Source organism: Arthrobacter sp. MYb214, assembly GCF_002979865.1.
GTDB lineage: Bacteria > Actinomycetota > Actinomycetes > Actinomycetales > Micrococcaceae > Glutamicibacter.
Window position 1 is genome coordinate 172,814 of sequence record NZ_PCPZ01000006.1, and the last position, 23,391, is coordinate 196,204.

The 23,391-nt window shown below is 61.2% G+C and carries 22 protein-coding genes; 14 read left to right on the top strand and 8 right to left on the bottom strand.

Annotation, left to right across the window (positions count from 1 at the left end; genetic code table 11):
* The first annotated feature begins 76 nt into the window (after positions 1 to 76).
* The gene (gene paaZ, locus CQ012_RS14880; protein ID WP_105662536.1) at positions 77 to 2,200 is read left to right on the top strand and encodes a phenylacetic acid degradation bifunctional protein PaaZ; all 2,124 of its coding nucleotides are present in this window, start codon (positions 77 to 79) and stop codon (positions 2,198 to 2,200) included.
* Between the two features lie 84 nt (positions 2,201 to 2,284).
* Here the strand turns inward: paaZ and CQ012_RS14885 are convergent, their stop codons facing one another.
* The 6 genes from CQ012_RS14885 to CQ012_RS14910 form a co-directional block, all read right to left on the bottom strand.
* Positions 2,285 to 3,013: a nicotinamide mononucleotide transporter gene (locus CQ012_RS14885; protein ID WP_133833591.1), complete on the bottom strand. Its 729-nt coding sequence runs from the start codon at positions 3,011 to 3,013 to the stop codon at positions 2,285 to 2,287.
* Positions 3,014 to 3,229: 216 nt separating this feature from the next.
* Entirely contained in the window at positions 3,230 to 3,847 is a 618-nt protein-coding gene (locus CQ012_RS14890) for a TetR/AcrR family transcriptional regulator (RefSeq protein ID WP_105656933.1), read from the bottom strand.
* Between the two features lie 32 nt (positions 3,848 to 3,879).
* The gene (locus CQ012_RS14895; protein ID WP_105656932.1) at positions 3,880 to 5,199 is read right to left on the bottom strand and encodes a phenylacetate--CoA ligase family protein; all 1,320 of its coding nucleotides are present in this window, start codon (positions 5,197 to 5,199) and stop codon (positions 3,880 to 3,882) included.
* 32 nt (positions 5,200 to 5,231) lie between these two features.
* Positions 5,232 to 5,678 carry a hotdog fold thioesterase gene (locus CQ012_RS14900; protein ID WP_105656931.1) on the bottom strand — a complete coding sequence of 149 codons (447 nt, stop codon included), beginning with the start codon at positions 5,676 to 5,678 and terminating at the stop codon, positions 5,232 to 5,234.
* A gap of 116 nt (positions 5,679 to 5,794) precedes the next feature.
* Positions 5,795 to 6,808 carry a GNAT family N-acetyltransferase gene (locus CQ012_RS14905; protein ID WP_166650715.1) on the bottom strand — a complete coding sequence of 338 codons (1,014 nt, stop codon included), beginning with the start codon at positions 6,806 to 6,808 and terminating at the stop codon, positions 5,795 to 5,797.
* Positions 6,809 to 6,828: 20 nt separating this feature from the next.
* On the bottom strand, positions 6,829 to 8,982 hold the full coding sequence (locus CQ012_RS14910; RefSeq protein ID WP_105662537.1) for a S9 family peptidase: 2,154 nt from the start codon (positions 8,980 to 8,982) through the stop codon (positions 6,829 to 6,831).
* A gap of 202 nt (positions 8,983 to 9,184) precedes the next feature.
* Here CQ012_RS14910 and CQ012_RS14915 point away from each other — a divergent pair, with 202 nt between their 5' ends.
* From CQ012_RS14915 to CQ012_RS14955, 9 genes are all read left to right on the top strand, one after another.
* Positions 9,185 to 10,651: an amino acid ABC transporter substrate-binding protein/permease gene (locus tag CQ012_RS14915; protein WP_105656928.1), complete on the top strand. Its 1,467-nt coding sequence runs from the start codon at positions 9,185 to 9,187 to the stop codon at positions 10,649 to 10,651.
* On the top strand, positions 10,648 to 11,403 hold the full coding sequence (locus CQ012_RS14920) for an amino acid ABC transporter ATP-binding protein (protein WP_105656927.1): 756 nt from the start codon (positions 10,648 to 10,650) through the stop codon (positions 11,401 to 11,403). The genes CQ012_RS14915 and CQ012_RS14920 overlap by 4 nt, the downstream gene beginning before the upstream one ends.
* A 195-nt stretch (positions 11,404 to 11,598) precedes the next feature.
* Positions 11,599 to 12,048: a DoxX family protein gene (locus CQ012_RS14925; RefSeq protein ID WP_105656926.1), complete on the top strand. Its 450-nt coding sequence runs from the start codon at positions 11,599 to 11,601 to the stop codon at positions 12,046 to 12,048.
* A 141-nt stretch (positions 12,049 to 12,189) separates the two neighbouring features.
* On the top strand, positions 12,190 to 13,176 hold the full coding sequence (gene paaA, locus CQ012_RS14930; protein ID WP_105656925.1) for a 1,2-phenylacetyl-CoA epoxidase subunit PaaA: 987 nt from the start codon (positions 12,190 to 12,192) through the stop codon (positions 13,174 to 13,176).
* A 1-nt stretch (position 13,177) separates the two neighbouring features.
* On the top strand, positions 13,178 to 13,468 hold the full coding sequence (paaB, locus tag CQ012_RS14935; protein WP_105656924.1) for a 1,2-phenylacetyl-CoA epoxidase subunit PaaB: 291 nt from the start codon (positions 13,178 to 13,180) through the stop codon (positions 13,466 to 13,468).
* Positions 13,465 to 14,325, top strand: coding sequence for a 1,2-phenylacetyl-CoA epoxidase subunit PaaC (gene paaC / locus CQ012_RS14940; protein ID WP_105656923.1), 861 nt, complete (start codon positions 13,465 to 13,467; stop codon positions 14,323 to 14,325). Before paaB ends, paaC begins: the two co-directional genes overlap by 4 nt.
* Before the next feature lie 37 nt (positions 14,326 to 14,362).
* Complete coding sequence (paaD, locus tag CQ012_RS14945) at positions 14,363 to 14,860, top strand: 1,2-phenylacetyl-CoA epoxidase subunit PaaD (protein WP_105657077.1); 498 nt, start codon at positions 14,363 to 14,365, stop codon at positions 14,858 to 14,860.
* Positions 14,857 to 16,017 (top strand): 1,2-phenylacetyl-CoA epoxidase subunit PaaE, encoded by a 1,161-nt coding sequence (gene paaE / locus CQ012_RS14950; RefSeq protein WP_105656922.1) that lies wholly within the window; start codon positions 14,857 to 14,859, stop codon positions 16,015 to 16,017. Before paaD ends, paaE begins: the two co-directional genes overlap by 4 nt.
* An 18-nt stretch (positions 16,018 to 16,035) precedes the next feature.
* A complete protein-coding gene (locus tag CQ012_RS14955; RefSeq protein WP_105656921.1) occupies positions 16,036 to 16,821 on the top strand; it encodes an enoyl-CoA hydratase/isomerase family protein in 786 nt (261 codons plus the stop codon).
* Between the two features lie 76 nt (positions 16,822 to 16,897).
* Here CQ012_RS14955 and CQ012_RS14960 read toward each other — a convergent pair whose 3' ends face one another.
* Positions 16,898 to 17,350 (bottom strand): Lrp/AsnC family transcriptional regulator, encoded by a 453-nt coding sequence (locus tag CQ012_RS14960; RefSeq protein ID WP_105656920.1) that lies wholly within the window; start codon positions 17,348 to 17,350, stop codon positions 16,898 to 16,900.
* Positions 17,351 to 17,576: 226 nt separating this feature from the next.
* Between CQ012_RS14960 and pdhA the strand changes: the two genes are divergently transcribed.
* From pdhA to CQ012_RS14980, 4 genes are all read left to right on the top strand, one after another.
* The gene (gene pdhA, locus CQ012_RS14965; protein WP_105656919.1) at positions 17,577 to 18,740 is read left to right on the top strand and encodes a pyruvate dehydrogenase (acetyl-transferring) E1 component subunit alpha; all 1,164 of its coding nucleotides are present in this window, start codon (positions 17,577 to 17,579) and stop codon (positions 18,738 to 18,740) included.
* A 1-nt stretch (position 18,741) separates the two neighbouring features.
* A complete protein-coding gene (locus tag CQ012_RS14970; RefSeq protein ID WP_105656918.1) occupies positions 18,742 to 19,824 on the top strand; it encodes an alpha-ketoacid dehydrogenase subunit beta in 1,083 nt (360 codons plus the stop codon).
* Complete coding sequence (locus CQ012_RS14975; RefSeq protein WP_105656917.1) at positions 19,825 to 21,216, top strand: dihydrolipoamide acetyltransferase family protein; 1,392 nt, start codon at positions 19,825 to 19,827, stop codon at positions 21,214 to 21,216.
* A 234-nt stretch (positions 21,217 to 21,450) separates the two neighbouring features.
* Positions 21,451 to 22,476: a PH domain-containing protein gene (locus tag CQ012_RS14980; RefSeq protein ID WP_105656916.1), complete on the top strand. Its 1,026-nt coding sequence runs from the start codon at positions 21,451 to 21,453 to the stop codon at positions 22,474 to 22,476.
* A 25-nt stretch (positions 22,477 to 22,501) separates the two neighbouring features.
* On the opposite strand, the gene CQ012_RS14985 is transcribed toward CQ012_RS14980, so the two are convergent.
* A complete protein-coding gene (locus CQ012_RS14985; protein WP_105656915.1) occupies positions 22,502 to 23,365 on the bottom strand; it encodes a phosphatase PAP2 family protein in 864 nt (287 codons plus the stop codon).
* Positions 23,366 to 23,391 lie beyond the last annotated feature (26 nt).

Below are 23,391 nucleotides of genomic sequence, written 5' to 3' on the forward strand. Positions count from 1 at the left end.
GCAAGTGTCCTCGATCACCCCTTCCTGCTATGGTTAACGGTAATACTGACCGACCGTTCAGGAAGGAATTGCGTCAATGACGACAGAACAGATCACCGTAGTACCCAGCTACATCGCGGGGAACTGGCATAGCCCAGCGGCACAAGGCGGAACCGAGGTCCGCGACGCCAATACCGGCGAAGTGCTGGTCACCGTCACCAAGGACAACTTGGATGTTGCTGGCGCCGTGGCATACGGCCGACAGACCGGCCAGCGCGAACTAGCCAAGCTCTCCTTGCATGAGCGGGCGCTCAAGCTCAAGGAACTAGCGCTGTACCTCAATGAGCGGCGCAAGGACCTGTACGAGGTTTCCTTCAAGACCGGTGCCACCAAAATCGACTCGATGGTGGACATCGACGGTGGCATTGGCGTGCTGTTCACCTTCTCTTCCAAGGGCCGGCGCGAACTGCCTAATTCCAACGTGATCCTCGATGGCCCCACCGAGCCGCTGAGCAAGGACGGTTCCTTCATTGGCACCCACATCTACACCGCGATGGCCGGCGTAGTCGTCCAGGTCAATGCCTTCAACTTCCCTGTCTGGGGGATGCTTGAGAAGTTCGCACCGGCCTTCATCGCCGGTGTGCCGACAATCGTCAAGCCGGCAACCCCCACCGGGTACCTCACCGAAGCGGCTGTGCGCATGATGCTGGACTCGGGCATCCTTCCAGAGGGTTCCCTGCAGCTGCTTTCCGGTTCTGCTCGCGACATCATGGACCACCTGGACTACCGCGATATGTTCGCCTTCACCGGATCGGCATCCACCGCAAGCAAGCTCAAGTCGCACCGCAACGTTATCGACGGAGGCGTGCGCTTCGCGGCTGAAACCGATTCCCTGAATGCAGCCATCCTCGGCCCCGACGCTGTGGAAGGCACCCCGGAATTCGACGCTTTCGTCAAGGTTGTCGTCAATGAAATGACGTCGAAGGCCGGCCAGAAATGCACCGCCATCCGTCGCAACATCGTGCCTGCAGCACAGGTGGATGCGGTCATTTCGGCCGTTGGCAAGCGCATCGATGAACGGGTGGTCATCGGCGATCCTCGAGTTGAGGGCGTCACCATGGGTGCCCTGGCTTCGCTGGAACAGCTGGCCGATGTGCGCGGGGCCGTCGAGGACATGATCGCTGCCGGCGGCGAGCTGGCCTACGGCCGCCTGGATGCCCCTGCGGTACGTGTCGCTCCCGAAAAGGACGCCGTGGCAGAAGGCGGAGCCTTCATGTCCCCAGTGGTCCTTCGCTGGAACGACGCGCGCAACCCGATGGTGCACTCGCGCGAAGCCTTCGGCCCTGTCAGTTCCGTCATCGGCTACAGCAGCGTTGACGAGGCCGTGGAACTGGCTGCCATGGGCGCCGGCTCGCTGGTCGCAACCGTGTGCACCAATGACGCCGAAGCCATGCGCGCCCTGTCGTTGGGCATTGCCGCGCACCACGGGCGCGTGCACATCCTGAACCGCGAAACCGCACGATCCACCACCGGCCACGGCTCTCCGGTTCCGCATCTGGTCCATGGCGGTCCAGGCCGGGCCGGAGGCGGCGAAGAACTGGGCGGCATCCGTTCGGTCAAGCACCACATGCAGCGCACCGCGGTGCAGGGCTCACCCAACATGATCACCGCGCTGAGCGGCGTCTGGCACACCGGTGCCCAGCAGTCCCTCGCTGGCAGCCAGCAGTTTGGCGGTAAGCCGCAGAACGTCCACCCGTTCCGCAAGTCGCTGGCTGAGCTGAAGATCGGTGACGGTTTCGTCTCGGATCTGCGTGAAGTCAGCTTGGAGAAGATCACCGAATTCGCTCACGAAACCGGCGATACCTTCTATGCGCACACCGATCAGGCCGCCGCCGAAGCCAACCCGTTCTTCCCGGGAATCGTGGCCCACGGCTACTTGCTGGTTTCCTGGGCCGCGGGACTGTTCGTGGAGCCCGCTCCGGGACCCGTCTTGGCTAACTACGGCCTTGAATCACTGCGATTCATCACCCCTGTAGCTGCCGGCGACTCGATTCGCGTCACCCTGACGGCCAAGAAAATCACCCCGCGCGTCACCGACGAATACGGCGAGGTTGCTTGGGATGCGGTGCTGCACAACCAGAACGATGAACTGGTCGCCACCTACGACGTGCTGACCTTGGTTGAAAAGACCGACTCGACCTATGCCAACTGGAACGGCTAAGTCCGGCTGACCCCTTCGCGGGAAACAAGAAATGGCGTTGGGCCACGATGAGGAAATCGTGGTCCAACGCCATTTTCGCGAAGCCTAGGAAGCGCCGTTGCTTCCGTGCTGCTTGTTCAGCTTCGCCAAGGTAGCTTCCTTGGCGGCATCCAGTGCCAGCTCGGCCTCGGAGAGCTCTGCAATGCCTTGACCGGCCTGGCCGGCGGCTGGCAGGTTGCGCCAGAGGAAGAAGCCGTACAGTGCCGCCAAGGCGATGAAGACGAACAGGCCCAGCATGCCCAGCATTGGGGAGATCAGGAAGTAGACGACCAGATCGGCAACGGCGGCCACGGCCAGCACCAGCCAGCCAGCTCGCACACCGCGGGCAACCATGACGAACGATGCGAAGATGGCCGCATCAGCGAAGTACAGCACCCAGATTTCCGGGGTTGCACTCATGAAGCCGCCATTGAAGAGGAACGGGCCGAAGCGCAAGGCGACCAGCAGGATCAGGCCCACGAGCAGGCCGAGCGCGGACCACACTGTCACCGCGGTGCTCGTGACCATGCGGGTGAACTTTCCCTTGAGCTCGTAGCGGGAGAAGCGCCAGAGGCCGAAGATTGCAATCAGCAGCAGCGGAACGGCGTCGATCAGGCCCAGCAGGTCGAACTGCATCGAAGAAATGACCGGGCCTACGAAGACACCCAGGATCAGGGTCCACCAACCCAGGTCGTTGCGGTGCGCCAGCAGTGCGGCGGAGACGAAGACGAGCAGCATGCTCGCAGCCGAGAGCAAAATCTGGACAAAGGAACTACTGCTGTCGGCGGTAGCCATGAAAAGGGTTTCTAAGATGGAATCCACAGCGCTCTTCACTTGGTTGATCGAGAATGACAGGTGCTAAAGCACCCCTTCGATGCTAACGGTGATTTCTGTGAGGACGGCAAGATTACAAGGTTGGCTGCGCCACATTGCAGCGGACGCCCAGCCCGGTTAGCGACATCGGCTCCCGACTGGAAGGCGGGAGCCGATATGGGGAGCCCGGACTTGGAATCAGGCGCCGCCGGTATGCAGGCCGTTGAAGAGCAGCGAAACAGCCTGGTCCTCCAACTCGGGTCCGTCGATCGGCCCGTCAGCGCGGTACCAGTCCACCACTGAGTTGATCAAGCCGAAAAGCAGCCTGGCGGTGGCCCGAGGTTCCAAGTCGGCACGCAACTTGCCATCCGACTGCGCGGCAGTCACCAATTCTGCCAGCTGGCGGTCCATTGCGCGGCGGCGTTCCAGCGCCTGGCGTTCCAGATCAGTGTTGCCACGCAGACGCAACAACAAGGTCACGTAGGAACGCTTGGCCAGCAGGATCCTGAAGGTTGCGCGCAGGAAGAATTCCAGACGCTCATCCGCGGTGCCCTCATGCGAGCGGACCTCGGCGATCACCGCCTCCAGGGGAATCAGCGCCTCATCCAACGCTAGGCGCAGCAGGTCCTCTTTCGACGGGACATGGTGGTAAATCGCGGATTTGCTGATACCCAGTCGGTCGGCGAGCTTGCCCATGGAGGTCGCGTCGTAGCCGTATTCGTTGAATGCCTCGACAGCAATGCGCAAAACGGTTTCTTGATCGTAACCAGGGCGGCCACGCTTGGCCGGACGGTTGGCAGTATCGGTAGTTTCCATGATTAGTTGATTATCCCATGTCCCGGCGGAGGCTAGTTAGCGCGCATGTCGTAGATGCGCTTGAGCTTGCCCATGGAGCGTTCCAGGGATTCCGGTTCGACAACGTCGATGGCGCAGGAAGAACCGACATGGATCTTGATCAGCTTGGCCAGTTCCTTGGCGCCGTTGGTGGCATCTTCGATGGACGCCTCGCCGCGGCGCTCCACCTTCACCGCCAGCTGGTCCATGCGATCCGGACGGGTCAGGATCAGCTGGAAGTGCGGCGACAGGGTCGGCACCTTCAGGATCAATTCCTCGATCTGGCTTGGGAACAGGTTCACGCCGCGCAGGATGATCATGTCATCGCTGCGTCCGGTGATGCGGCCCATGCGGCGGTGGCCCGGTCGGCTGGTGCCAGGCATCAGGCGGGTCAAATCGTGGGTGCGATAGCGGATGATCGGCAGGGCCTGCTTGGTCAGCGAGGTGAAGACCAATTCACCGTGCTCGCCATCGGGCAGCACCTTGGTTTCGTCGAAGGCATCAATGATTTCCGGGCGGAAGTGGTCTTCCCAGATGTGGCTGCCATCCTTGCGTTCTCCGGATTCGCCGGCCACCCCGGGGCCCATGACCTCGGAGAGGCCGTAGATGTCGCAGGCGGTGATGTTGAACATCTCTTCCAGCTCGTGGCGCATCTCTTCGGTCCATGGTTCGGCACCGAGGACGGCCACCTTCAGCGAGGTGGACCGCGGATCAAGGCCCTTGCGCTGCATGGCATCGCCAATGGTCAACAGGTAGGTCGGCGTGCACAGGATCGCATCAGGCTCGAAGTCCTGGATCAGCGAGATCTGCTTGTCGGTCTGGCCTCCGGACATGGGGATGACCGTCGCTCCGAGGTGCTCGGCGGCGGCATGCGCACCCAGGCCGCCGGTGAACAGGCCGTAGCCGTAGGCGTTGTGGACCTTCCAGCCTGGCTTGACTCCGGCCAGGCGCAGGCAGCGGGCGCCGAGCTTGGCCCAGTCCTCCAGGTCCTTCTTGGTGTAGCCAACCACGGTGGGCTGGCCAGTGGTACCCGAGGAGGCATGGATGCGGGCGACTGCATGCTGCGGGACGGCGAACATGCCGAAAGGGTAGTTCTTGCGCAGATCTTCCTTGTCGGTGAAGGGGAACTTGGCGAGGTCGCTCAGTTCCTTCAGGTCATCAGGGTGCACGCCAGCGGCATCGTACTTTGCCTTGTAGTACGGCACGTTGTTGTAGGCATGGTGCAGAGTTTCCTTCAAGCGGGTCAGCTGGATCGCTTCGATCTGCTCACGGCTCATGGTTTCTTCTGGATCAAGCGGATTCGGAAGGCTGTCGCGGTCGGTGTTCTGGGACATGCTGAAACTTTCGTGTCGAGTGGGCAGGGTGCTTAGCGGTTCTTCGGTTTCGGGACGGTGCGCGATCGTCCGCGGAACTCTGCGACGGTTTCAATTGAGCCGTCGGCCGCTGGCTGGGTCACCTTGATGTCGTAGATCCCGCTGCGGCCTTGCTGCGAGACACGGTTGCCGGTGGCAGTCAGCACTCGTCCGGGAATGGCTGGCTTGAGGAAGTTGACGTCGGCGCCGGAGGCTACCGTGATGGTCTCGTCGGAGCCTGCCTGCGGATTGCAGCTCAGTGCGAACGCAGTGTCGGCCAGAGCGAAGATCATTCCGCCGTGGCCAATGCCGAAGCCGTTGAGCATTTCCTGCCGGAGCGCCATGGTGATGACTGCGTGGCCGTCGGAGACCTCGACGACTTCGATTCCCATCCACTGGGTGGCGTAGTCATTGCGGAGAATGGCGTGCGGGACCGAATTCTCTAGCTGTGTTTCGCTCATCATCTTCCTTCGCCGAATTATTTACCGAACGATCATTAGGTAATAACATTATGTGAGCTAAGTCAAGTTATGCGGCCCTATCGGCGGTACTGTTTCAGCGATGAAGCGCAGCGGATTCAGGCGGTGAAAATTCGTTGATGGACGTCAAGGATGAAAGGTTCCTTGATCCGGTTGTAGTCCATGACCAGGCCGTTCTCGCCGTCGCTTGCAGCCAGTGCGCGGGCGGCTTCCCGCTTTACCGCGGCGTATGCCAAACGGTCGGCTTCATGGTGTTTCAGATGCTCGCGGAAAAGCACGAGCCGCAGATACTCGGGGCTTCCTGCACTGAAGACATGGATATTGGCCTCGGGGAGCCGCGAACCGGCAGCGGGCTTGAGCATGCGGTGGCCATACCAGCCAGGTTCACGGTGCCAAAGAAGCATGCCGCTGGATTCCAGCGCCGGAACGTAGGACGCTTCCTGATCCGCGTCGGGGACCAGCAAGACGATGTCGATGATCGGCTTGGCGGGCAGGTCCGGAACGGATGTCGAGCCGGTGTGTTCAATGGCCAACGCGGTGGCCCCCAGGACACTGGCGATTCGATGGTGCAGGCGGTGGAAGTCCCTGGCCCATTGCTTCGATGGCTCGGCAATCTCTATGAGGCCGCGCATCAGCTCTCCACCCACGGCCTCGTATTCCGGATCTTCATCTGGCTGGCCGGTGAGCAGCGGGTAGAAGGGCAAGGTGCACAGGTACCGCCGGGCATCCGGCCAGCGCGGGTCGGCAGAAGACTGCGAAACAACGCAACCCAGCGAGCGGTAAAAACCCACCGCATCCTCTGCAGTGGTGGCCCAAACGTTCTTCTCATGGCAGTCGCGCAGCTCAGCGAGCAGCCTCGAGCCCAGCCCCCGGCCCTGGTGGGATGTTTCCACGGCCAGGTATTCAACGCACACCGCGTATTTGCCGCTGTGCCGGTAGGCGGCCAGTGCCGCAATATCGCCCGCGGCAGTGGCGATGGCAAGCACCTCAAGGCCTTCGCATTCATCGAGCAGCGCTTCGAGCGCCTGCTCGTTGGCAGGTTCGGCGGCCAGCACCAGCAAGCGGCGAATCGCAGGGTCGTTGCGGTAGTCGCTGATCTTGATGTGGTGCATGGCCGCCGTTCCTTTGCTACTTAGATTTCGTCGGTGCATCCCAGGGCGTCCAAGGCGAAGGCGTAGTCCCACGCGCGGGCCTTCCAGGACTCGTAACGTCCCGAAGCGCCGCCGTGACCGCCATCCATTTCGGTCTTCAGCACAATCGGGGCCTGTCCGGTACCGACTTCCCGCAGCTTGGCCACCCATTTGGCTGGCTCCACATACAGTACACGGGTGTCATTGAGCGAGGTGACCGCAGCGATCTTCGGGTAATCCTGTGCTGTGACGTTTTCGTAGGGAGTGTAGGACTTCATGTAGTCGTAGACCTCCTTGCTCTCGATCGGGTTGCCCCATTCTTCCCATTCCAGTGCCGAGAGCGGAAGCTCTGGATCCAGGATGGAGGTCAAGGCATCGACGAACGGCACCTGGGCGATGATCGCGGTATACAGCTGCGGAGCCATATTCGCGACAGCGCCCATCAGCAGTCCGCCGGCCGAACCGCCCAGGGCGGCGATGCGCTGCGGATCGGCCCACCCGGAATCGAGCAGGTACTGTGTGGAATCAATGAAGTCGGTGAAGGTGTTCTTCTTGTGCAGCTTCTTGCCTTGCAGGTACCAGTTGCGGCCCAGCTCGCCGCCGCCGCGCACGTGGGCAATGACAAAGACCACTCCGCGATCCAGCACGCTCAAGCGAGGGATGCCGAAACCAGGATCCATGGAGGCCTCGTAGGAACCGTAGCCGTAGATCAGCACCGGCTGGGGAACCGAGGTATCCAGGTCGGCACGGCGCATGATGGTCAAGGGGATCTTGGCGCCATCGGCCGCGGTGGCCCACTCGCGGGTGGACAGGTACTTGGCAGGATCGAAGTTGTTCACCGGGGTCTGCTTGCGCAGCACCAGCGACTGGTTCTGGAGCCACAGGTCGTATACGCGGGCCGGGGTGAAGTCTGCGGTGTAGCCGATGCGGATCAACGGAGCATCCAGCTCGGCAAAGGTCGCCGAGGCAGTGAACAGCTCATCATCGAAATCCGGTTCAATGGCCGGCTGCTGGGCTTTGGTGCCCAATCCGTCCAAGGCGATCAGCTGCATGCGCTCGCAGGTATCTCGGCGCACCGAGAGCACCACGTGCGAACCGGTCAGCGCGGTGCCTTCGATCTTGACCGTGTCCTCGTGGGCCACCACGGTCTGCCAGTGCGCCGGGTCGGCGTTTTCGCCCAGCTGGTCCAGGGATGCCAGCGACACCATGTTGTTCGGTGCCTGGTGATCGTGGGTGATCAAGGCCTGGCCGGCGCCCGGCATCAGGTCGATTCCGTGCAGCAGGCGCAAGGAGCGCGGCACCAGCAAGGTCACGGCAGCCGAAGGCTCGGCCAGATCCAGCATGCTGGTTTCAGCGTATTCGGAGTTGCCGCTGGAGATCATCAGGGTGTTGCGGTCCGGGCTCAGATCGAAGCCGAGCCACATGCCAGGATCATTTTCCTCGAAAATGATCTTGTCCTGCGTTGGGAGGGTCCCCAGCAGGTGAGCGCGAATCTGGTGTGGCCGCCAGGTTTCGTCAACCACCGTGTAGAAGACAGTTGAAGAATCGGGGGAGAAGGCCAGGCCGTAGAACACTCCTTCAATGGTGTCGCTCAGCAGCAGGCCGGTGTCCAGGTCCTTGATGAAAAGGGTGAATCGCTCATCGCCCGCATTATCGACACAGTAGGCAAGCAAGTTGCCTGCTTCATTCAACGCCATGCCGCCGAGCGAGAAGAACGGCTGCCCTTCGGCTAAGGCGTTGCCATCAAGCAGCACCTCTTCGGCAGGCAATGCAGTTTCCGCGTCGATGACCGGGGGAGTCCAGTCGGCAACAAGGTCCCCGGTGTCCGATGCCTTGACGCGGCACTGGATGGTGTAGGGCTTGCCTTCGGCCGAACGGGTGAAGTACCACCAGCCGCGGCGTCGCACTGGAACCGACAAGTCGGTTTCAACGGTGCGTGCCTTGATCTCGCTGAACAAGGCATCGCGCAGCGGCTGCTGGCTAGCGGTAATGGTGTCGGTGTACTCGTTTTCTGCGGTCAGATGCGCGATGACATCCGGGTTGGCTTTCTCCCGCAGCCACTCGTAGTTGTCGATGAAGTCATCGCCGTGGAAGCTGCGGGTGGTGGGCAGCTTTGCGGCACGCGGTGCATTGGCGGTCAACGATTCTGGAGTCATACCCCTATTCAATCCCACTGCCGTGCTATGCGGGTGCAGCTATGCTCAGCGCGGACAGAACAGCGGTTTCAAACCGATAACGATGCAAGTGCAGGCGAGTCGCGGGGTACCGGCTAGGCTTTATAAGTCCTAGGCTTGCAGGCAGAACGTATCATCTGCACCTTGGGCCATTCGCCCTTCAGTACGAGAAAGCGATACATCAGTGGAAAAGAAAAGAACAGCTGCCCCCACAGGGCGCCTGGCCCGATGGATAGCCGCGGCTGCCATCGGTTTGATGGCCCTGGTCGTCGGGGCACCCTCGGCCGTGGCCCAAGGCAGTGAAAGCGTCGAGGGCCAGACCTACGTCATCGGCACGGATACGACTTTCGCGCCCTTCGAGTTCCGCCAGAACGGCGAACTGACCGGTATCGACATGGATCTTCTGCGCGCCATTGCCGAAGACCAGGGTTTTGAAGTCGAGATCAGGTCCCTGGGCTTCAATGCGGCTTTGGCCGCCCTTTCCTCCAACCAGGTGGATGGCGTGATCGCCGGCATGTCGATTACCGACGAGCGCAAGGAGATCTACGACTTCTCCGAGCCGTACTTCGAGTCCGGCGTGCAGATGGCTGTCGCTGCCGGCAATGACGAGATCACCGGTTACGAGGACTTGGAAGGCAAGACCGTTGTCGCCAAGACCGGCGCCGAGGGCGAAAGCTATGCAAAGTCCATCGCCGAGGAATACGGCTTCGAGGTCAAGTCCTTGGACCAATCGGCCACCATGTACGAATCGGTCAAGGCCGGTTCTGCAGTTGCCGTCTTCGACGACTACCCGGTGCTAGCCTACGGCATTGCCCAGGGCAATGGCCTGAAGACCGTCACCGACAAGGTCCCGGGCGGTTCCTATGGCTTCGCCGTGAACAAGGGCGAGAACACCGCGCTGCTGGCAGCGTTCAACGACGGCTTGGCCGAGCTGAAGGCCAACGGCGAGTACCAGCAGATCCTGGACTCCTACCTTGCCGACCCGACCGCAGCGGCGCCAAGCAACTTCTTCGACCTGCTGGTCAAGTCCATTCCCGCATTGATGACCGGTCTGTGGCACACCCTGCTGGTGACCGCGATTTCCTTCGCCATTGCCATGGCATTGGGCCTGGTCTTCGGCTTCATGAAGATCTCCGGGAACATCGTGCTGCGCGGCATCGCCACGACCTTCGTGAACATCTTCCGCGGCACCCCGTTGCTGCTCTGGGCCTTCATGTTCTACTTCGGCCTGCCGCAGCTGACCGGCTGGGAGATCAGCGTCTGGACCGCAGGCGTGCTGACGCTGTCGCTGAACGCCGGTGCCTATGTCGCCGAAATCGTTCGCGGCGGTATCCAGTCGGTGGATCCAGGGCAACTTGAAGCATCCCGTTCGCTGGGCCTGGGCTATGGCAAGTCGATGCAGAAGGTCGTGATCCCGCAGGCTTTCAAGATGATGACCCCGTCGCTGATCAACCAGTTGATCATCAGCCTGAAGGACTCCTCGTTGCTGCTGGCTATCGGCTTCACCGAGCTGCTCTACCAGGGCCAGCAGATCTACGCGGCGAACTTCCGTGTCACTGAGACCCTGCTGATCGTGGGCATTATCTACTTCATTGCCATTATGGCGCTGACCAAATTGGCAAATTATGCCGATCGGAGGTTCAACAAGTGAGCACCGTAACTGAGCAAAGCTCCAACGTGAAGATCCAGGTCAAGGACTTGCACAAGTCCTTTGGCTCCAACAATGTCCTCAAGGGCATCGACATGGATGTCCGCGAAGGCGAAGTGGTGTGCGTGATCGGCCCTTCGGGGTCCGGCAAGTCCACCTTGCTGCGTTGCCTGAACAAGCTTGAGGACATTACCTCGGGCAAGGTGGTTGTCGATGGCTTTGATGTCACCGACCCCAAGGTGGACATCAATGAGGTGCGCCGCCATGTAGGCATGGTGTTCCAGCACTTCAACCTGTTCCCGCATATGAGCGTGGCAGAGAACATCATGCTGGCGCCGGTCGAGCTCAAGAAGATGAGCAAGGCGGAAGGCCGGGAGCGCGCACTTGAGCTGCTGGAACGCGTGGGCTTGCGCGAGAAGGCCAACGCCCGTCCGGCCTCGCTCTCTGGCGGCCAGAAGCAGCGTGTGGCCATCGCCCGCGCGCTTGCCATGGCCCCGGGCATCATGCTCTTCGATGAGGCTACCAGCGCTCTTGACCCGGAGATGGTCGGAGAAGTGCTGCAGGTTATCAAGGAGCTGGCCGACACCGGAATGACCATGGTTCTGGTGACCCACGAGATGGGCTTTGCACGCGAAGTCGCTGACCGCGTGGTCTTCATGGCTGATGGTGTTGTCTGCGAGCAGGGTGCGCCCGAACAGCTGTTCGGCAACCCGCAGCAGGCGCGTACCCAGGACTTCTTGTCCAAGGTTCTCTGAGCCGTACCGCCAAGCCAGCGGAAAACCGTGCTGTCCACGACCAGATGAAACTGGTTGCGGGCAGCACGGTTTTTTCGTGACGAAGCTTACGGGACAAAAACCTTCATATGCTTGAAGGTTCAACTTATTCCCTTGTAGAGTTGGAGCAGTAGCCACACGGGATCTTCCCGTGCCCCAATCCCTAGGAGTTAAAATATGTCCGCTCTGGAAAACAACCCGGGTCTGCAGACCGCTGCGCGTACCCTGCTTCGCTTGGCCTTCGGCTTCCTCTTCCTGGCTCATGGCTGGCAGAAATACTTCCAGTTCACCATCGAGGGCACCACTGCGGCCTTTGGCCAGATGGGCGTTCCTGCTGCCGGTTTGATTGCTCCAGTGGCGGCAACCCTGGAGATCGCCGGCGGCGCCGCGATCATCCTTGGCCTGCTGACCCGCGTCTTCGCTGGCCTGCTGGGCCTGCAGATGATTGCCGCCCTGTTCATGGTTCATGCCTCAGGTGGCGTGTTCGTGGAAAATGGCGGCTTCGAGCTTGTCCTGGCACTGGCTGCCGGCGCGCTGGCACTGCTCTTGACGGGCCCAGGCCGCATCTCGCTTGATGCGCTGATATTCAAGGGCAAGAAGTCGGAAAAGGCGCTGGCTAACGCCTAATCCCCAGCTTCAAGGAAACCCCGGGAATTCTTTCCCGGGGTTTTGTTGTGCCTGGAGTGGGTTGGTGTTGACGTGATCGAACGCACTCTGACATACTGAACGAACGGTCAGTATGTAATTTGTTTTCGATGAGGTGAACCCATGGCCCCGACCACACCGCAGGAGCCGGGACTGAGTGCCGTCCCGAGCTACGAAGAAGAGCAGTCCCAAGCGCGTTTCGACGCCTTGATCGATCAGGACTCCCGCGTCGAGCCACGCGACTGGATGCCTGAGAAGTACCGCAAGACCCTCAGCCGCCAGATCTCCCAGCACGCGCACTCCGAAATCATCGGCATGCAGCCTGAGGCCAACTGGATCACCCGTGCTCCCTCGCTGAAGCGCAAGTCAATTCTGATGGCCAAGGTGCAGGATGAAGCCGGGCACGGGCTCTACCTCTACTCGGCTGCCGAGACCCTGGGCACCACCCGCGACGAGTACAACGAGCAGCTGCTCTCCGGCAAGGCCAAGTACTCCTCGATCTTCAACTACCCTGCACGCACCTGGGCGGATATGGGTGCTATCGGCTGGCTGGTCGATGGTGCGGCCATCGCCAACCAGGTTCCGCTGTGCCGCGCCTCCTACGGCCCCTACGGCCGTGCGATGGTGCGCGTGTGCAAGGAAGAATCCTTCCATCAGCGCCAGGGCTTCGAAATCCTGCTCTCGCTCTCCCGCGGCACCGAGGCGCAGAAGAAGATGGCCCAGGACGCCATCAACCGCTTCTACGAACCCTCGCTGATGATGTTCGGTCCGCCAGATGACCAGTCGCCGAACTCCCAGCAGTCCATGGCCTGGAAGATCAAGCGTTTCTCCAATGACGAACTGCGCCAGCGCTTCGTTGGCATGATTGCCGAGCAGGTCAAGGTCCTTGGCCTGACCCTGCCGGATCCCCAGTTGCACTTCGATGAAGAGAAGAAGCAGTGGATCCACAAGGATTTGAACTGGGATGAATTCATGGCAGTGATCAAGGGCAATGGCCCGGCCAACGCGCAGCGGCTGGAACGCCGCCGTGAAGCGCACCGCGAAGGTGCCTGGGTCCGAGAAGCCGCCGCAGCATACGCAGCAAAACAAGCACGAAGTGAGGTCGCCTAGCATGAGCCAACAGAGCAATTGGCCCCTGTGGGAAGTATTCGTCCGTTCGTCCCGAGGACTCTCGCACGTCCACGCCGGATCCCTGCATGCACCGGATCAGCAGATGGCACTGCGCAACGCCCGCGATCTGTACACCCGCCGCAATGAAGGCGTCTCGCTATGGGTCGTAAAATCCTCGGACATCATCAGCTCCGACCCCGGTGAAAAGGATTCCTTTTTCGAATCCCCGCAGGGCAAAGACTACCGCCACGCGACCTATTACAAGGCCAGTGAGGGAGTGAAGCACCTGTGAAGCACGAAGAACTCGACGAAGCGCTCGATAGCTTCGGCGACGCGCTGGCCTCGGCCACCCGCGTCACCCCGGGCAATGCCCTGCGTCCGGAGGACATCGCCGTGGACGGCGTCAAGCCAAGCGAAGAGGTTGCGCGCTACGCGCTGACCCTGGGCGACGATGCCCTGATCCTGGCGCAGCGCATGTCGCACTGGATTTCCCGCGCTCCGGAACTGGAAGAAGATGTTGCCCTGGGCAATATCGCCCTGGATATCCTGGGCCACGCCCGCTCGTTCCTGACCTACGCCGGACTGGCCTGGGACAAGACCGAAGACGAATTGGCCTACTGGCGCGAGGAAGAAGAATTCACTTCGCTGTGGATTGTCGAACAGCCTAACGGCCACTTCGGCGTGACCATCATCCGCCAGCTGATCGTTTCGATCTTCCAGAACCTGCTCTACAAGCAGCTGGCGCAGTCAAAGGACGAAACCCTGGCCGCCATCTCGGCCAAGGCAGTCAAGGAAGTCGACTACCACCGCGACCACGCCATCCAGTGGACCATCCGCCTGGGCATGGGGACCGAGGAATCAGCGTCCAAGATGCGCCATGCCCTGGAAATCCTCTGGCCGTACGTCGATGAGATGTTCCGCGATGAGGAAGTCCACCAGGACCTTGCGGGCATCGCCGTGCTGCCCTCCACCCTGCGCGGTGCATGGGATGAAGAAATCACTGCGGTACTGGCCGACGCCGGACTGGAGATTCCTGCTACCGGACAGGCCATGGCCTACGGACGCCGCGGCGAGCATTCGGAGCACCTGGGCTACCTGCTGGCAGAGATGCAAGTTCTCGCCCGCAAGCATCCCGGTGCCAGCTGGTAACTACGCAACATTTTTGCCCGAAAAGGGGGAAGCAGTCTTGAGCAAGACGATCGCTGGCGCCAAGGACCTGTTCGCTATCGCCTCCCAGGTGACCGACCCGGAAATTCCGGTGCTATCCATCGCGGACCTGGGAATCCTGCGCGAGGTGGAGATGGCCGAGGACGGAACCGTGCAGGTAGTCATCACCCCGACCTATTCAGGTTGCCCGGCGATGGATGCCATCAATGGCGACCTGTACACCGCTTTCGCAGACGCCGGATATGAAAAGGTTGACGTCAAGCTGGTACTGAGCCCGGCGTGGTCAACGGACTGGATGACCGCGGAAGGCAAGGCCAAGCTCGAAGAGTACGGGATTGCCCCACCGACCGGCCAGGGCCACGCAGGCCGCGTCACCCTGGGCATGAGCGTGAAATGCCCGCGGTGCCACTCGCTGAACACCCGGGAGTTGGCCCGCTTCGCCTCGACTTCCTGCAAGGCGCTCTACACCTGCAAAGACTGCTTGGAACCCTTCGACTACTTCAAGGTGCTCTCATGACCGAAAAAACCACTCCCACCCGACGCCGGGCATCCTTCCATCGGCTCACCGTCTCGAACGTGCGCCGGTTGACCAAGGACTCAATTGAAGTCAGCTTCGCCATCCCTGGCGACTTGAGCGAGGAATACGACTACGTCGCAGGCCAGTACGTGGCGTTGCGCAAGGAAATCCCCAACGCCGAAGGCGAGCTGGTCGAACTGCGCCGTTCGTACTCGATCTGCGCCGCCCCGACGGGCGACGAGATCAAGGTGGCGATCAAGCGCGACCTGGGCGGCCTGTTCTCCACCTGGGCCAACGAGTCCCTGGCCGCAGGGGACCAGATCGATGTGATGAGCCCTGCCGGCGCTTTCATCTCCAAGCACAAGCTCACCCAGATCAATAACCCGTCGACCATCGACACCAAAGCGCAGGACCGTTTCGTGGCCGTCGCCGCCGGCTCGGGCATTACCCCGGTGCTGGCCATTGCCCGCACGATCCTCGAAGCCAATGAGCACACCCGCTTCGACCTGATCTACGCGAACAAGGCCGCCATGGACGTCATGTTCCTGGAGGAACTGGCCGACCTGAAGGACCGCTACACATCCCGGCTGGCACTGCACCACGTGCTCAGCCGCGAACAGCGCATTTCGCCGTTGCTTTCGGGCCGCATCGACGCCGAGAAGCTCACCACGCTGCTGACCAGCGTGGTCCAGGCACCGAATGTTGACGAGTGGTTCCTTTGCGGCCCATTCGAGCTCGTCCAGTTGGTCCGCGACCAGCTGGCCAGCTTGGACGTTCCCGCCGAGAAGGTCCGTTTCGAGCTATTCACCACCGGCGAGCCGACGAAGCCGCAAGGGCATATCGGCCGTCCCGTGGTGGCGGACGAGAATGAGGAAAGCTACGAGATCAGCTTCAACCTCGACGGCCTGAAGGGCGAGGTCAAGTCGCCGGTGCGGGCCAACGAAACCGTGCTGAACGCTGCCTTGCGCGTGCGTCCGGATGTGCCGTTCGCTTGCGCTGGCGGCGTGTGCGGCACCTGCCGTGCCAAGGTCACCTGCGGTACGGTCACCATGGCCGAGAACTACGCGCTGGAACCCGACGAAGTCGAAGCCGGCTACGTACTGACCTGCCAGTCGCACCCAACCAGCGAAAAGCTGAGCGTCGACTTCGACGCCTAGAAAGGCCAGGACGGATCCATGATCGAACTGACGATTGAAGATTCCATCGCGCGGGTGGTGCTCAACGCTCCACAGAAGATGAACTCGCTGGATGAAGCTGCCTTGGCGCAGCTCTCGGAAGCCTATGACAAAGCGGCCGCCGCAGTGGCTGCGGGCACCGTGCGCGCGCTGGTACTGACCGGCGAGGGACGCGGATTCTGCGCAGGTCGCGACATCTCCGGGGTAGATCCCGCGGACGATGACGTGATCGGCTATCTTGACGGCAAGGTCCAGCCGCTGCTGGAAAAGATGTCCAGCTTCCCTGCGCCAACCTTCGCGCTGGTGCAGGGTGCCTGCCTGGGCGTGGGATTGGGGCTGGCGATCGCTACCGACGTAGTCTACGTGGCAGAGAATGCCAAGATCGGCTCGCCGTTCGCGAACCTCGGTGCCACCTTGGACTCGGGCGGGCACTGGCTGTTCACCGAGCGTCTCGGGGCACACCGCACGCTGGATCTGATTTACACCGCCGAACTGATCTCCGGTGCTGAAGCGGTGCGTTCGGGATTGTTCTCGCGTGCGTTCGCGCCCGGGGAACTGGTGGAGCGCAGCGAAGAAATCATTGCCAAGGTAGCCCAGGGTGCAACTCAGGCATTCGTCGCTTCCAAGCAGCTGGTCAAGGAAATTCGTGACCAGCGTGCGGGACTGTGGGAATCGATGCGTACCGAGAACCGGGCGCAGGCAGCCCTGTGCGACACCGCTGACTACGCCGAAGGTTTCAAGTCCTTCCAGGAGAAGCGCAAGCCGGTGTTCACCGGCCAGAAGTAGTTTCCCAGCAGACACGAGAAGAGCACCTGGAAATGGTATCCAGGTGCTCTTCTCGTGTCTTCCGGTGAATCACTGCCTATCGGGTATCGGTGTCTTCGAAGATCAGCAGGGTCTGCGTATCCAGGACCGTTGGCAAAGACTGCAATTGCTCGAAGACCACGCGGCGCAGATCCAGATTGTCCTTGGCTCGCACCAGCAGGATCACATCGAAATTGCCTCCGACCAAGCCCACATGATGCACCTCGGGAATGGACGCCAAGTGATCGCGCAGTTCGCGCCAGGAATGCTGGCGGAGTTTCAAAGTCACGTAGGCGCTGGCCTTGAGCCCTGCCTTCACCGGATCAATCACCGCCGTATAACGAGTGATCACCCCGGTATCTTGGAGCTTTGCGATACGGGAATAGGCGTGGGCACGCGATACATGCACCTTTTGTGCCACGGTGGTGACCGACTGGCGCCCGTCGCTGGTTAGCTCAGCGAGGATCGCATGGTCGACATCATCGAGTTTTAACTCCGCTTCCGCGGCCATTGGTACTCCTTGTTGACGTGTCGGACGTCTCTGTTCCAAACACAATCTATCGAAACTTTTCGTCTACGAGTATAAGGATACCAATCGCAACTTTCCACGATTCCACGCCGGACTGGATACAGAATGCCACGCATACCCATAATTGATTGCAAATGATGTTTAGGTGAAGTGAGTCACAAGCAGTTGTGCTCATGGACCGAGCCAGAACCACGAAAGGTGGGAGAACATGAGCACTGAAGCGCATGCAGATCGCATCTCTGATGTCAGCAAGAAATTCGGGATTACCCCCGAAGACTACATGCTGCCAGCACGCCACATGATCAACCTGTTGAACCCGGACGGAACCCTGCGCCCAGAGGACCAGCAGGGCACTGAACCTGGCCACGAGTACCCGCTGCCAAGCCCGGCGCGGCTGCTGGAAGCCTATGCGGCGCTGGTCACCGGCCGCCGCGTCAACGACCAGAACTCCGCACTGGTCCGCCAGGGCCGCATGGCTGTCTACCCCTCCAGCCACGGGCAGGAAGCCTGCCAAATCGCAGCAGCCCTGTGCCTGGGCGAGAACGACTGGCTTTTCCCAACCTACCGCGACACGGTAGCGGTGCTGACCAAGGGCGTAGCCCCGATGGAAGTCATGACCAGCTTCCGCGGCGAATGGCACTGCGGCTATGACCCGAAGGCGTATAACTGCGCACCGATGTCCACCCCGCTCACGACCCAGCTGCTGCACGCAGTGGGTGTCGCCCACGCTGCCAAGCTGCGCGGCGAAGACACCGTAGTGGTGGCCATGTGCGGCGATGGCGCCACCAGCGAGGGCGACTTCCACGAAGCGCTGAACTTCGCCGCGGTCTTCAACCTTCCGGTGATCTTCTTCGTGCAGAACAACAAGTACGCCATCTCGGTTCCGCTCTCGCAGCAAAGTGCCGCCCCGTCCCTGGCCCACAAGGCTGTTGGCTACGGCATGGCCGGCGAGCGCGTGGATGGCAACGACCTGATGGCCTTGATGGCAATCATGACCCGTGCGGTGCGCATGGCCCGCGAAGGCAATGGCCCGCTGCTGATCGAGGCCCACACCTACCGCATGCAGGCGCACACCAACGCAGATGACGACAAGCGCTACCGCGAGGACTCCGAAGTCCAGGAATGGATCGCCAAGGATCCGGTGACCCGCATGAAGGCGTATTTGGATGATGCCGGGCTCTTGACCGATAGCACCGTCGCCAAGATCACCGCCGACGCCGAGTCGGTCGCCAAGACCTTGCGTGATGGCATGAACCAGGAAGCCAACACCGATCCACGTGAGCTGTTCGAGCACGTGTACTCGGCCAAGACCCCGCAGCTGGCTGAACAGCAAGCCATGCTCGTCGACGAACTAGACCGTGAGGAGGCCTAGGATGACTGCCACTACTTCGCGCTTGAACCCGAACGTCAGCGCTGCCACCGCACGAGCCGCAGCCAAGGCCGCCAATGAGCACCAGCCGGTGACCTTCGGCAAGGCGCTGAATACCGCCCTGGCTGATTCGCTGGTTGCCGACAACTCGGTAGTGATCTTCGGCGAGGATGTGGGAACCCTTGGCGGCGTTTTCCGCATCACCGACGGGCTGACCGCACGCTTTGGTTCCGAACGCTGCTTTGACACCCCGCTGGCCGAATCCGGCATTGTCGGCATGGCCGTGGGCATGGCCATCAACGGCATGCGCCCGGTTATCGAGATGCAGTTCGATGCATTCGCCTACCCGGCGTTCGAGCAGATCGCTTCGCATGTCGCCAAGATGCGCAACCGAACCCAGGGCAAGCTGAACCTGCCGATGGTCATCCGCATTCCGTACGCCGGCGGCGTGGGCGGCGTGGAGCACCACTGCGATTCCTCGGAAGCCTACTACGCCCACACACCAGGGCTGAAGGTCTTCACGCCCTCGTGCGTAGAGGATGCCTACCTGATGCTGCGCGAAGCCATCGATTCGGATGATCCGGTGGTCTTCTTCGAGCCGAAGAAGCTGTACTGGTCCAAGGAGCAGGTGGACTTGGCGCAGCTGGCCGAGCAGTACGAGGCCAAGAAGAGCGCTAGGACCGAGGGCCAGGCGCGCATCGCCCGTCCGGGCAGCGATGCCACGCTGATTACCTATGGTCCAAGCGTTTCCACCGCATTGGAAGCTGCCAAGTTGGCAGCCGAGGAAGGCATCAGCCTGGAAGTTCTCGACATCCGGAGCATTGTGCCCTTCGATGACGAGACCGTCTGCGCATCGGTGCGCAAGACCGGACGCGCTATCGTGGTTGCAGAAGCCCAAGGCTTCGCCTCGGTAGCCAGTGAAATCGTGGCCCGGGTGCAGGAACGCTGCTTCCACTCGTTGGCCGCTCCAGTGCTTCGCGTGACCGGATTCGACATTCCATACCCGGCCCCAACGCTGGAAAAGTTCCATCTTCCAAGCGCCGAACGCATTCTCGACGCGGTTGACCAGCTTCAGTGGGAGGCGTAAATGAGCATCAAGACTTTTCTCTTGCCAGACCTTGGCGAAGGCCTGACCGAAGCCGAGCTGGTGCGCTGGATGGTTGCCGCCGGTGACGTTGTCGCAGTTGACCAGCCCATAGCGGAGGTGGAAACCGCGAAGTCGCTGGTGGAGATCCCTTGCCCGTTTGAAGGCGTAGTCTCGACCCTGCATGGGGACGCCGGCCAGATGATGCTGGTGGATGAGCCTTTCATCTCCGTGAACACCGGCGGCGAAGAAGCTGAAGTGCCTGAAGCCGAACGTGCGCAGTCCTACCGCGAGGAAGAGCGTGCTGGCACCCAGGTACCTGCCGAAGAATCAGCAGAAGCCGATGAGGGTAGCGGCAACGTGCTCATTGGCTACGGCACTTCCTCTGCCCAGCGCAAGACCAGCCGTCGGCGCAAGCCGCGCGGCGGGGTAGCCGCGCCAGCGGCACAGGCACCGGCCGAAGCGGCCCGCGTGATCAACCCGCTGGTACGCAAACTGGCGCGGGATAACGCCTTGGATATCACAACGGTTCGAGGCTCTGGTCCAGAAGGGCTGATTCTGCGCACCGACGTGGAAGCTGCCTTGTCGGCTGATGCGGCGGCCGCTGCGCCGGCAGCACCGGCCCCGGCTTCCGCAGCCGCGGTGCCCGCTGCACCAGCCCAGGCTGGCGGGGCGGATTCGAAGACCGGCCTGCCGGTCGCATCTTCCCAGGTGCTCTCGGGCGTGCGCAAGACCATCGCCACCGCGATGAGCACTTCGCGCCGCGAGATCCCCGAGGCTACCGTGTGGGTGGATGTCGATGTCACCAAGCTGCTGAAGCTGCGATCGAAGATCAAGGAAGCCGAAGGCCAAGCTCCAAGCGTCATGGCACTGATCTCCCGTTTCGCGGTGGCCGGCTTGCGGCGCTTCCCTGAACTGAACAGCCGCATTGAGGCTGAAGCTGACGGGGGCTTGCGCCATACCCTCTTCGAGGGCGTGAACCTCGGGTTCGCAGCCCAGACCGATCGCGGCCTGGTTGTGCCAAATGTGCGCAACGCCCACAAGCTGAACGCCAAGGAACTGTCAGCCGAGTTCGCTCGACTGGCTACGGTGGCCCGCGAGGGCAAGGCCGGTGTCGCCGACCTGTCCGGCAGCACCTTCACCATCAATAACTACGGCGTGTTCAATGTTGATGGCTCCGCGGCCATCATCAACTACCCGGAAGCGGCCATTCTGGGGCTGGGGCGCATCATCGAGAAGCCGTGGGTGGTCAATGGCAAGATCAAGGTCCGTTCCATCTGCGAGATGACACTGAGCTTTGACCACCGGGTCTGCGATGGCGGAACCGCTGCCGGCTTCATGCGCTATGTTGCTGACGCGATGACGGATCCAAAGACTGCGCTGGCTTCGCTCTAGCGCCTACTGTGCGCAGTGCTCGCTCTCAAGAGTGATCTTGATGCCCGTCGAACCTCACGAGGATTGACGGGCATCACCTTTTTTGCTGATATTTCATCTATGTTCGATCATTTATCAGCATGTCAAATATAGGTTGCTAGAATTGAACCAATTATTATTTCTATGATGGAAATATGTTGGGTTGCTTCCTAGCCGCTAATGACGCGGGCTAGGCAGCAGGAACAGGGGATTGAGATGTCAACAGCGGGGACCGGAATCAAGAACCGGCCATTCATCTACCTGCTGCTCCTGCTACCGACGGCCATTGTGCTGGGCGCCTACGCCCTGCTCGCCGGCAAACTGCCGGAAATGACCGCCACTCACTGGAGTTCGACCTATCCGGACGAGTTTACCCGCACCGCGGTGTTTGTTCCCGTCTGCATCGGGCTATGCATTCTTGGTGCCATCACCGGAGTGATTTCCTTGGCGCTGCGCCGCAAACCGGCACTGCTCATGGTGCTGCTCTTCGCCGGCGGGTTGCTCTCCTGGAGTGCAGCTGGCGTATTCGTCGGCTCGGCGGTGCCTACAGCGCTCGCCGAGACACCTGAAACCGCAGTGCTGGGCGGCATGATGGTTGTGCTGATTGCCTGCTCGCTGCTGGGCATTGCGCCACTGTGGGTCAGCGGCATCTACCAGCAATACACCAGGCAATCCGTTGAGGCCCGCCAGGCACGAAGTGATGCAGCGCAGGGCATCCAGCGGCCTGTTGCGGCGGGGACACCAGCCATGGCCCGGCAAGAATTCAATCAAACGATGGCAGCACCGTGGTGGATGTGGCTGCTATGCCTGGTGGTGTTCGCGGCGCTTTTCATTGCTGTTGCGTTGCCGCTGCTGACCGGTGACAGCCAAGATGGCGACTGGGTGGGCTTCATCGTTGCCATGACCCTGTCGGCCGTGGCGTGCGTATCGATTCTGGGTTTGATCTGGATTCGGGTATCGATCAGCGGCGATCGCTTCCGGGTATCATCAGCGGTCTTGGGGTTCCCGATGCGAACCATCAAAATCGACGAAATTGAATCTGCGACCAGCGAAAAGATCGTTCCCATGATGTGGGGAGGCTGGGGCTGGCGAATCATTCCAGGCGGTTCGGCCATCGTGATGAAAGAACACGAAGGCCTCGTTTTCGAACTCAAGAACAAGAAGCGTTTCGCCGTGACCATCCCGGAATCGCAGCAAGCCGCAGACCTGCTCAATGCCCGTATGGCCTGCGGGAAACAGTAGCGAATAACGTTTCTGGGCCTGCGCCCTACTTATTGAAGGTGCGCATGGGCCCGATAACCACCGAGCGCAGCACCAAGCCGGATACCAGCGAAGCAGCCACGACATGGATGATCCCCAATGCCGCGTAGACCAATTGCAGGAACTCCGGGATCTTCTGGATATGCGGGTGCGGCAGGAGGAACGAGAGCCCGATTACCGCAGCCCAGACAACCAGGCTGCCGGCCCCAACTTTCCTCGACCAGGTGCCCTTTGGCAGTTCATGGCTCAGCGGCTGGATGCGCTGGAGCACTACCGAGGCCAAGACCATCCAGAATCCGGCCACCACGAAACCAGCTGCAATGTCACTTGGACGGTGCCAACCGCAGATCAAAGTGGCCACCCCGGTCACCGTCGCGAACAACCACGCGATCGGCTGGACTACCGGACGCAGTTTCGGTGGTGAAACCAGGTACATCAGTCCCATTGCGGCGGCAGCGGCGGTGGTGTGTCCTGAGGGAAAAGAATTTCCTGTGGTGCCGAAGTTGAAATCCGGGCGGGACAAGATCTCGTGCTTGAGCAATTGCGTGCTGCCCGCTGCGGCTGCGGCCGCGATGACCGCCACGATGGCCCGCAGGAAGCGCCGGTCGCGAATCACGCGATACAGCAGGAAAACTGCCGCAATGATGCCGCAGATTGCCGGCAAGAGATTCAGGAATTCACGGATCGGATTAATCAGGTCCGTCCGGGGCCACCATTGCGACCACGCTATGAATCCAGCCTGATCGGCCCATTGCCCCACACGCTGCTGGACGAAAAATACGTATTCGAGGCAGAACAGCGAAATCAGCAACAGCAGAGCCCACCACCACCTGATATGGTGCGGGCGCGCGGATGCGGGATTGCGAGGCATATCTCTAGGGTGTCATATCCGGCACG

Excerpts from the sequence above, each read along its gene's own strand:
- paaZ (WP_105662536.1), top strand. The coding sequence starts at position 77 with ATGACGACAGAACAGATCACCGTAGTACCCAGCTACATCGCGGGGAAC.
- CQ012_RS14885 (WP_133833591.1), bottom strand. The coding sequence starts at position 3,013 with ATGGCTACCGCCGACAGCAGTAGTTCCTTTGTCCAGATTTTGCTCTCG.
- CQ012_RS14890 (WP_105656933.1), bottom strand. The coding sequence starts at position 3,847 with ATGGAAACTACCGATACTGCCAACCGTCCGGCCAAGCGTGGCCGCCCT.
- CQ012_RS14895 (WP_105656932.1), bottom strand. The coding sequence starts at position 5,199 with ATGTCCCAGAACACCGACCGCGACAGCCTTCCGAATCCGCTTGATCCA.
- CQ012_RS14900 (WP_105656931.1), bottom strand. The coding sequence starts at position 5,678 with ATGAGCGAAACACAGCTAGAGAATTCGGTCCCGCACGCCATTCTCCGC.
- CQ012_RS14905 (WP_166650715.1), bottom strand. The coding sequence starts at position 6,808 with ATGCACCACATCAAGATCAGCGACTACCGCAACGACCCTGCGATTCGC.
- CQ012_RS14910 (WP_105662537.1), bottom strand. The coding sequence starts at position 8,982 with ATGACTCCAGAATCGTTGACCGCCAATGCACCGCGTGCCGCAAAGCTG.
- CQ012_RS14925 (WP_105656926.1), top strand. The coding sequence starts at position 11,599 with ATGTCCGCTCTGGAAAACAACCCGGGTCTGCAGACCGCTGCGCGTACC.
- paaA (WP_105656925.1), top strand. The coding sequence starts at position 12,190 with ATGGCCCCGACCACACCGCAGGAGCCGGGACTGAGTGCCGTCCCGAGC.
- paaB (WP_105656924.1), top strand. The coding sequence starts at position 13,178 with ATGAGCCAACAGAGCAATTGGCCCCTGTGGGAAGTATTCGTCCGTTCG.
- paaE (WP_105656922.1), top strand. The coding sequence starts at position 14,857 with ATGACCGAAAAAACCACTCCCACCCGACGCCGGGCATCCTTCCATCGG.
- CQ012_RS14955 (WP_105656921.1), top strand. The coding sequence starts at position 16,036 with ATGATCGAACTGACGATTGAAGATTCCATCGCGCGGGTGGTGCTCAAC.
- CQ012_RS14960 (WP_105656920.1), bottom strand. The coding sequence starts at position 17,350 with ATGGCCGCGGAAGCGGAGTTAAAACTCGATGATGTCGACCATGCGATC.
- pdhA (WP_105656919.1), top strand. The coding sequence starts at position 17,577 with ATGAGCACTGAAGCGCATGCAGATCGCATCTCTGATGTCAGCAAGAAA.
- CQ012_RS14970 (WP_105656918.1), top strand. The coding sequence starts at position 18,742 with ATGACTGCCACTACTTCGCGCTTGAACCCGAACGTCAGCGCTGCCACC.
- CQ012_RS14975 (WP_105656917.1), top strand. The coding sequence starts at position 19,825 with ATGAGCATCAAGACTTTTCTCTTGCCAGACCTTGGCGAAGGCCTGACC.
- CQ012_RS14980 (WP_105656916.1), top strand. The coding sequence starts at position 21,451 with ATGTCAACAGCGGGGACCGGAATCAAGAACCGGCCATTCATCTACCTG.
- CQ012_RS14985 (WP_105656915.1), bottom strand. The coding sequence starts at position 23,365 with ATGCCTCGCAATCCCGCATCCGCGCGCCCGCACCATATCAGGTGGTGG.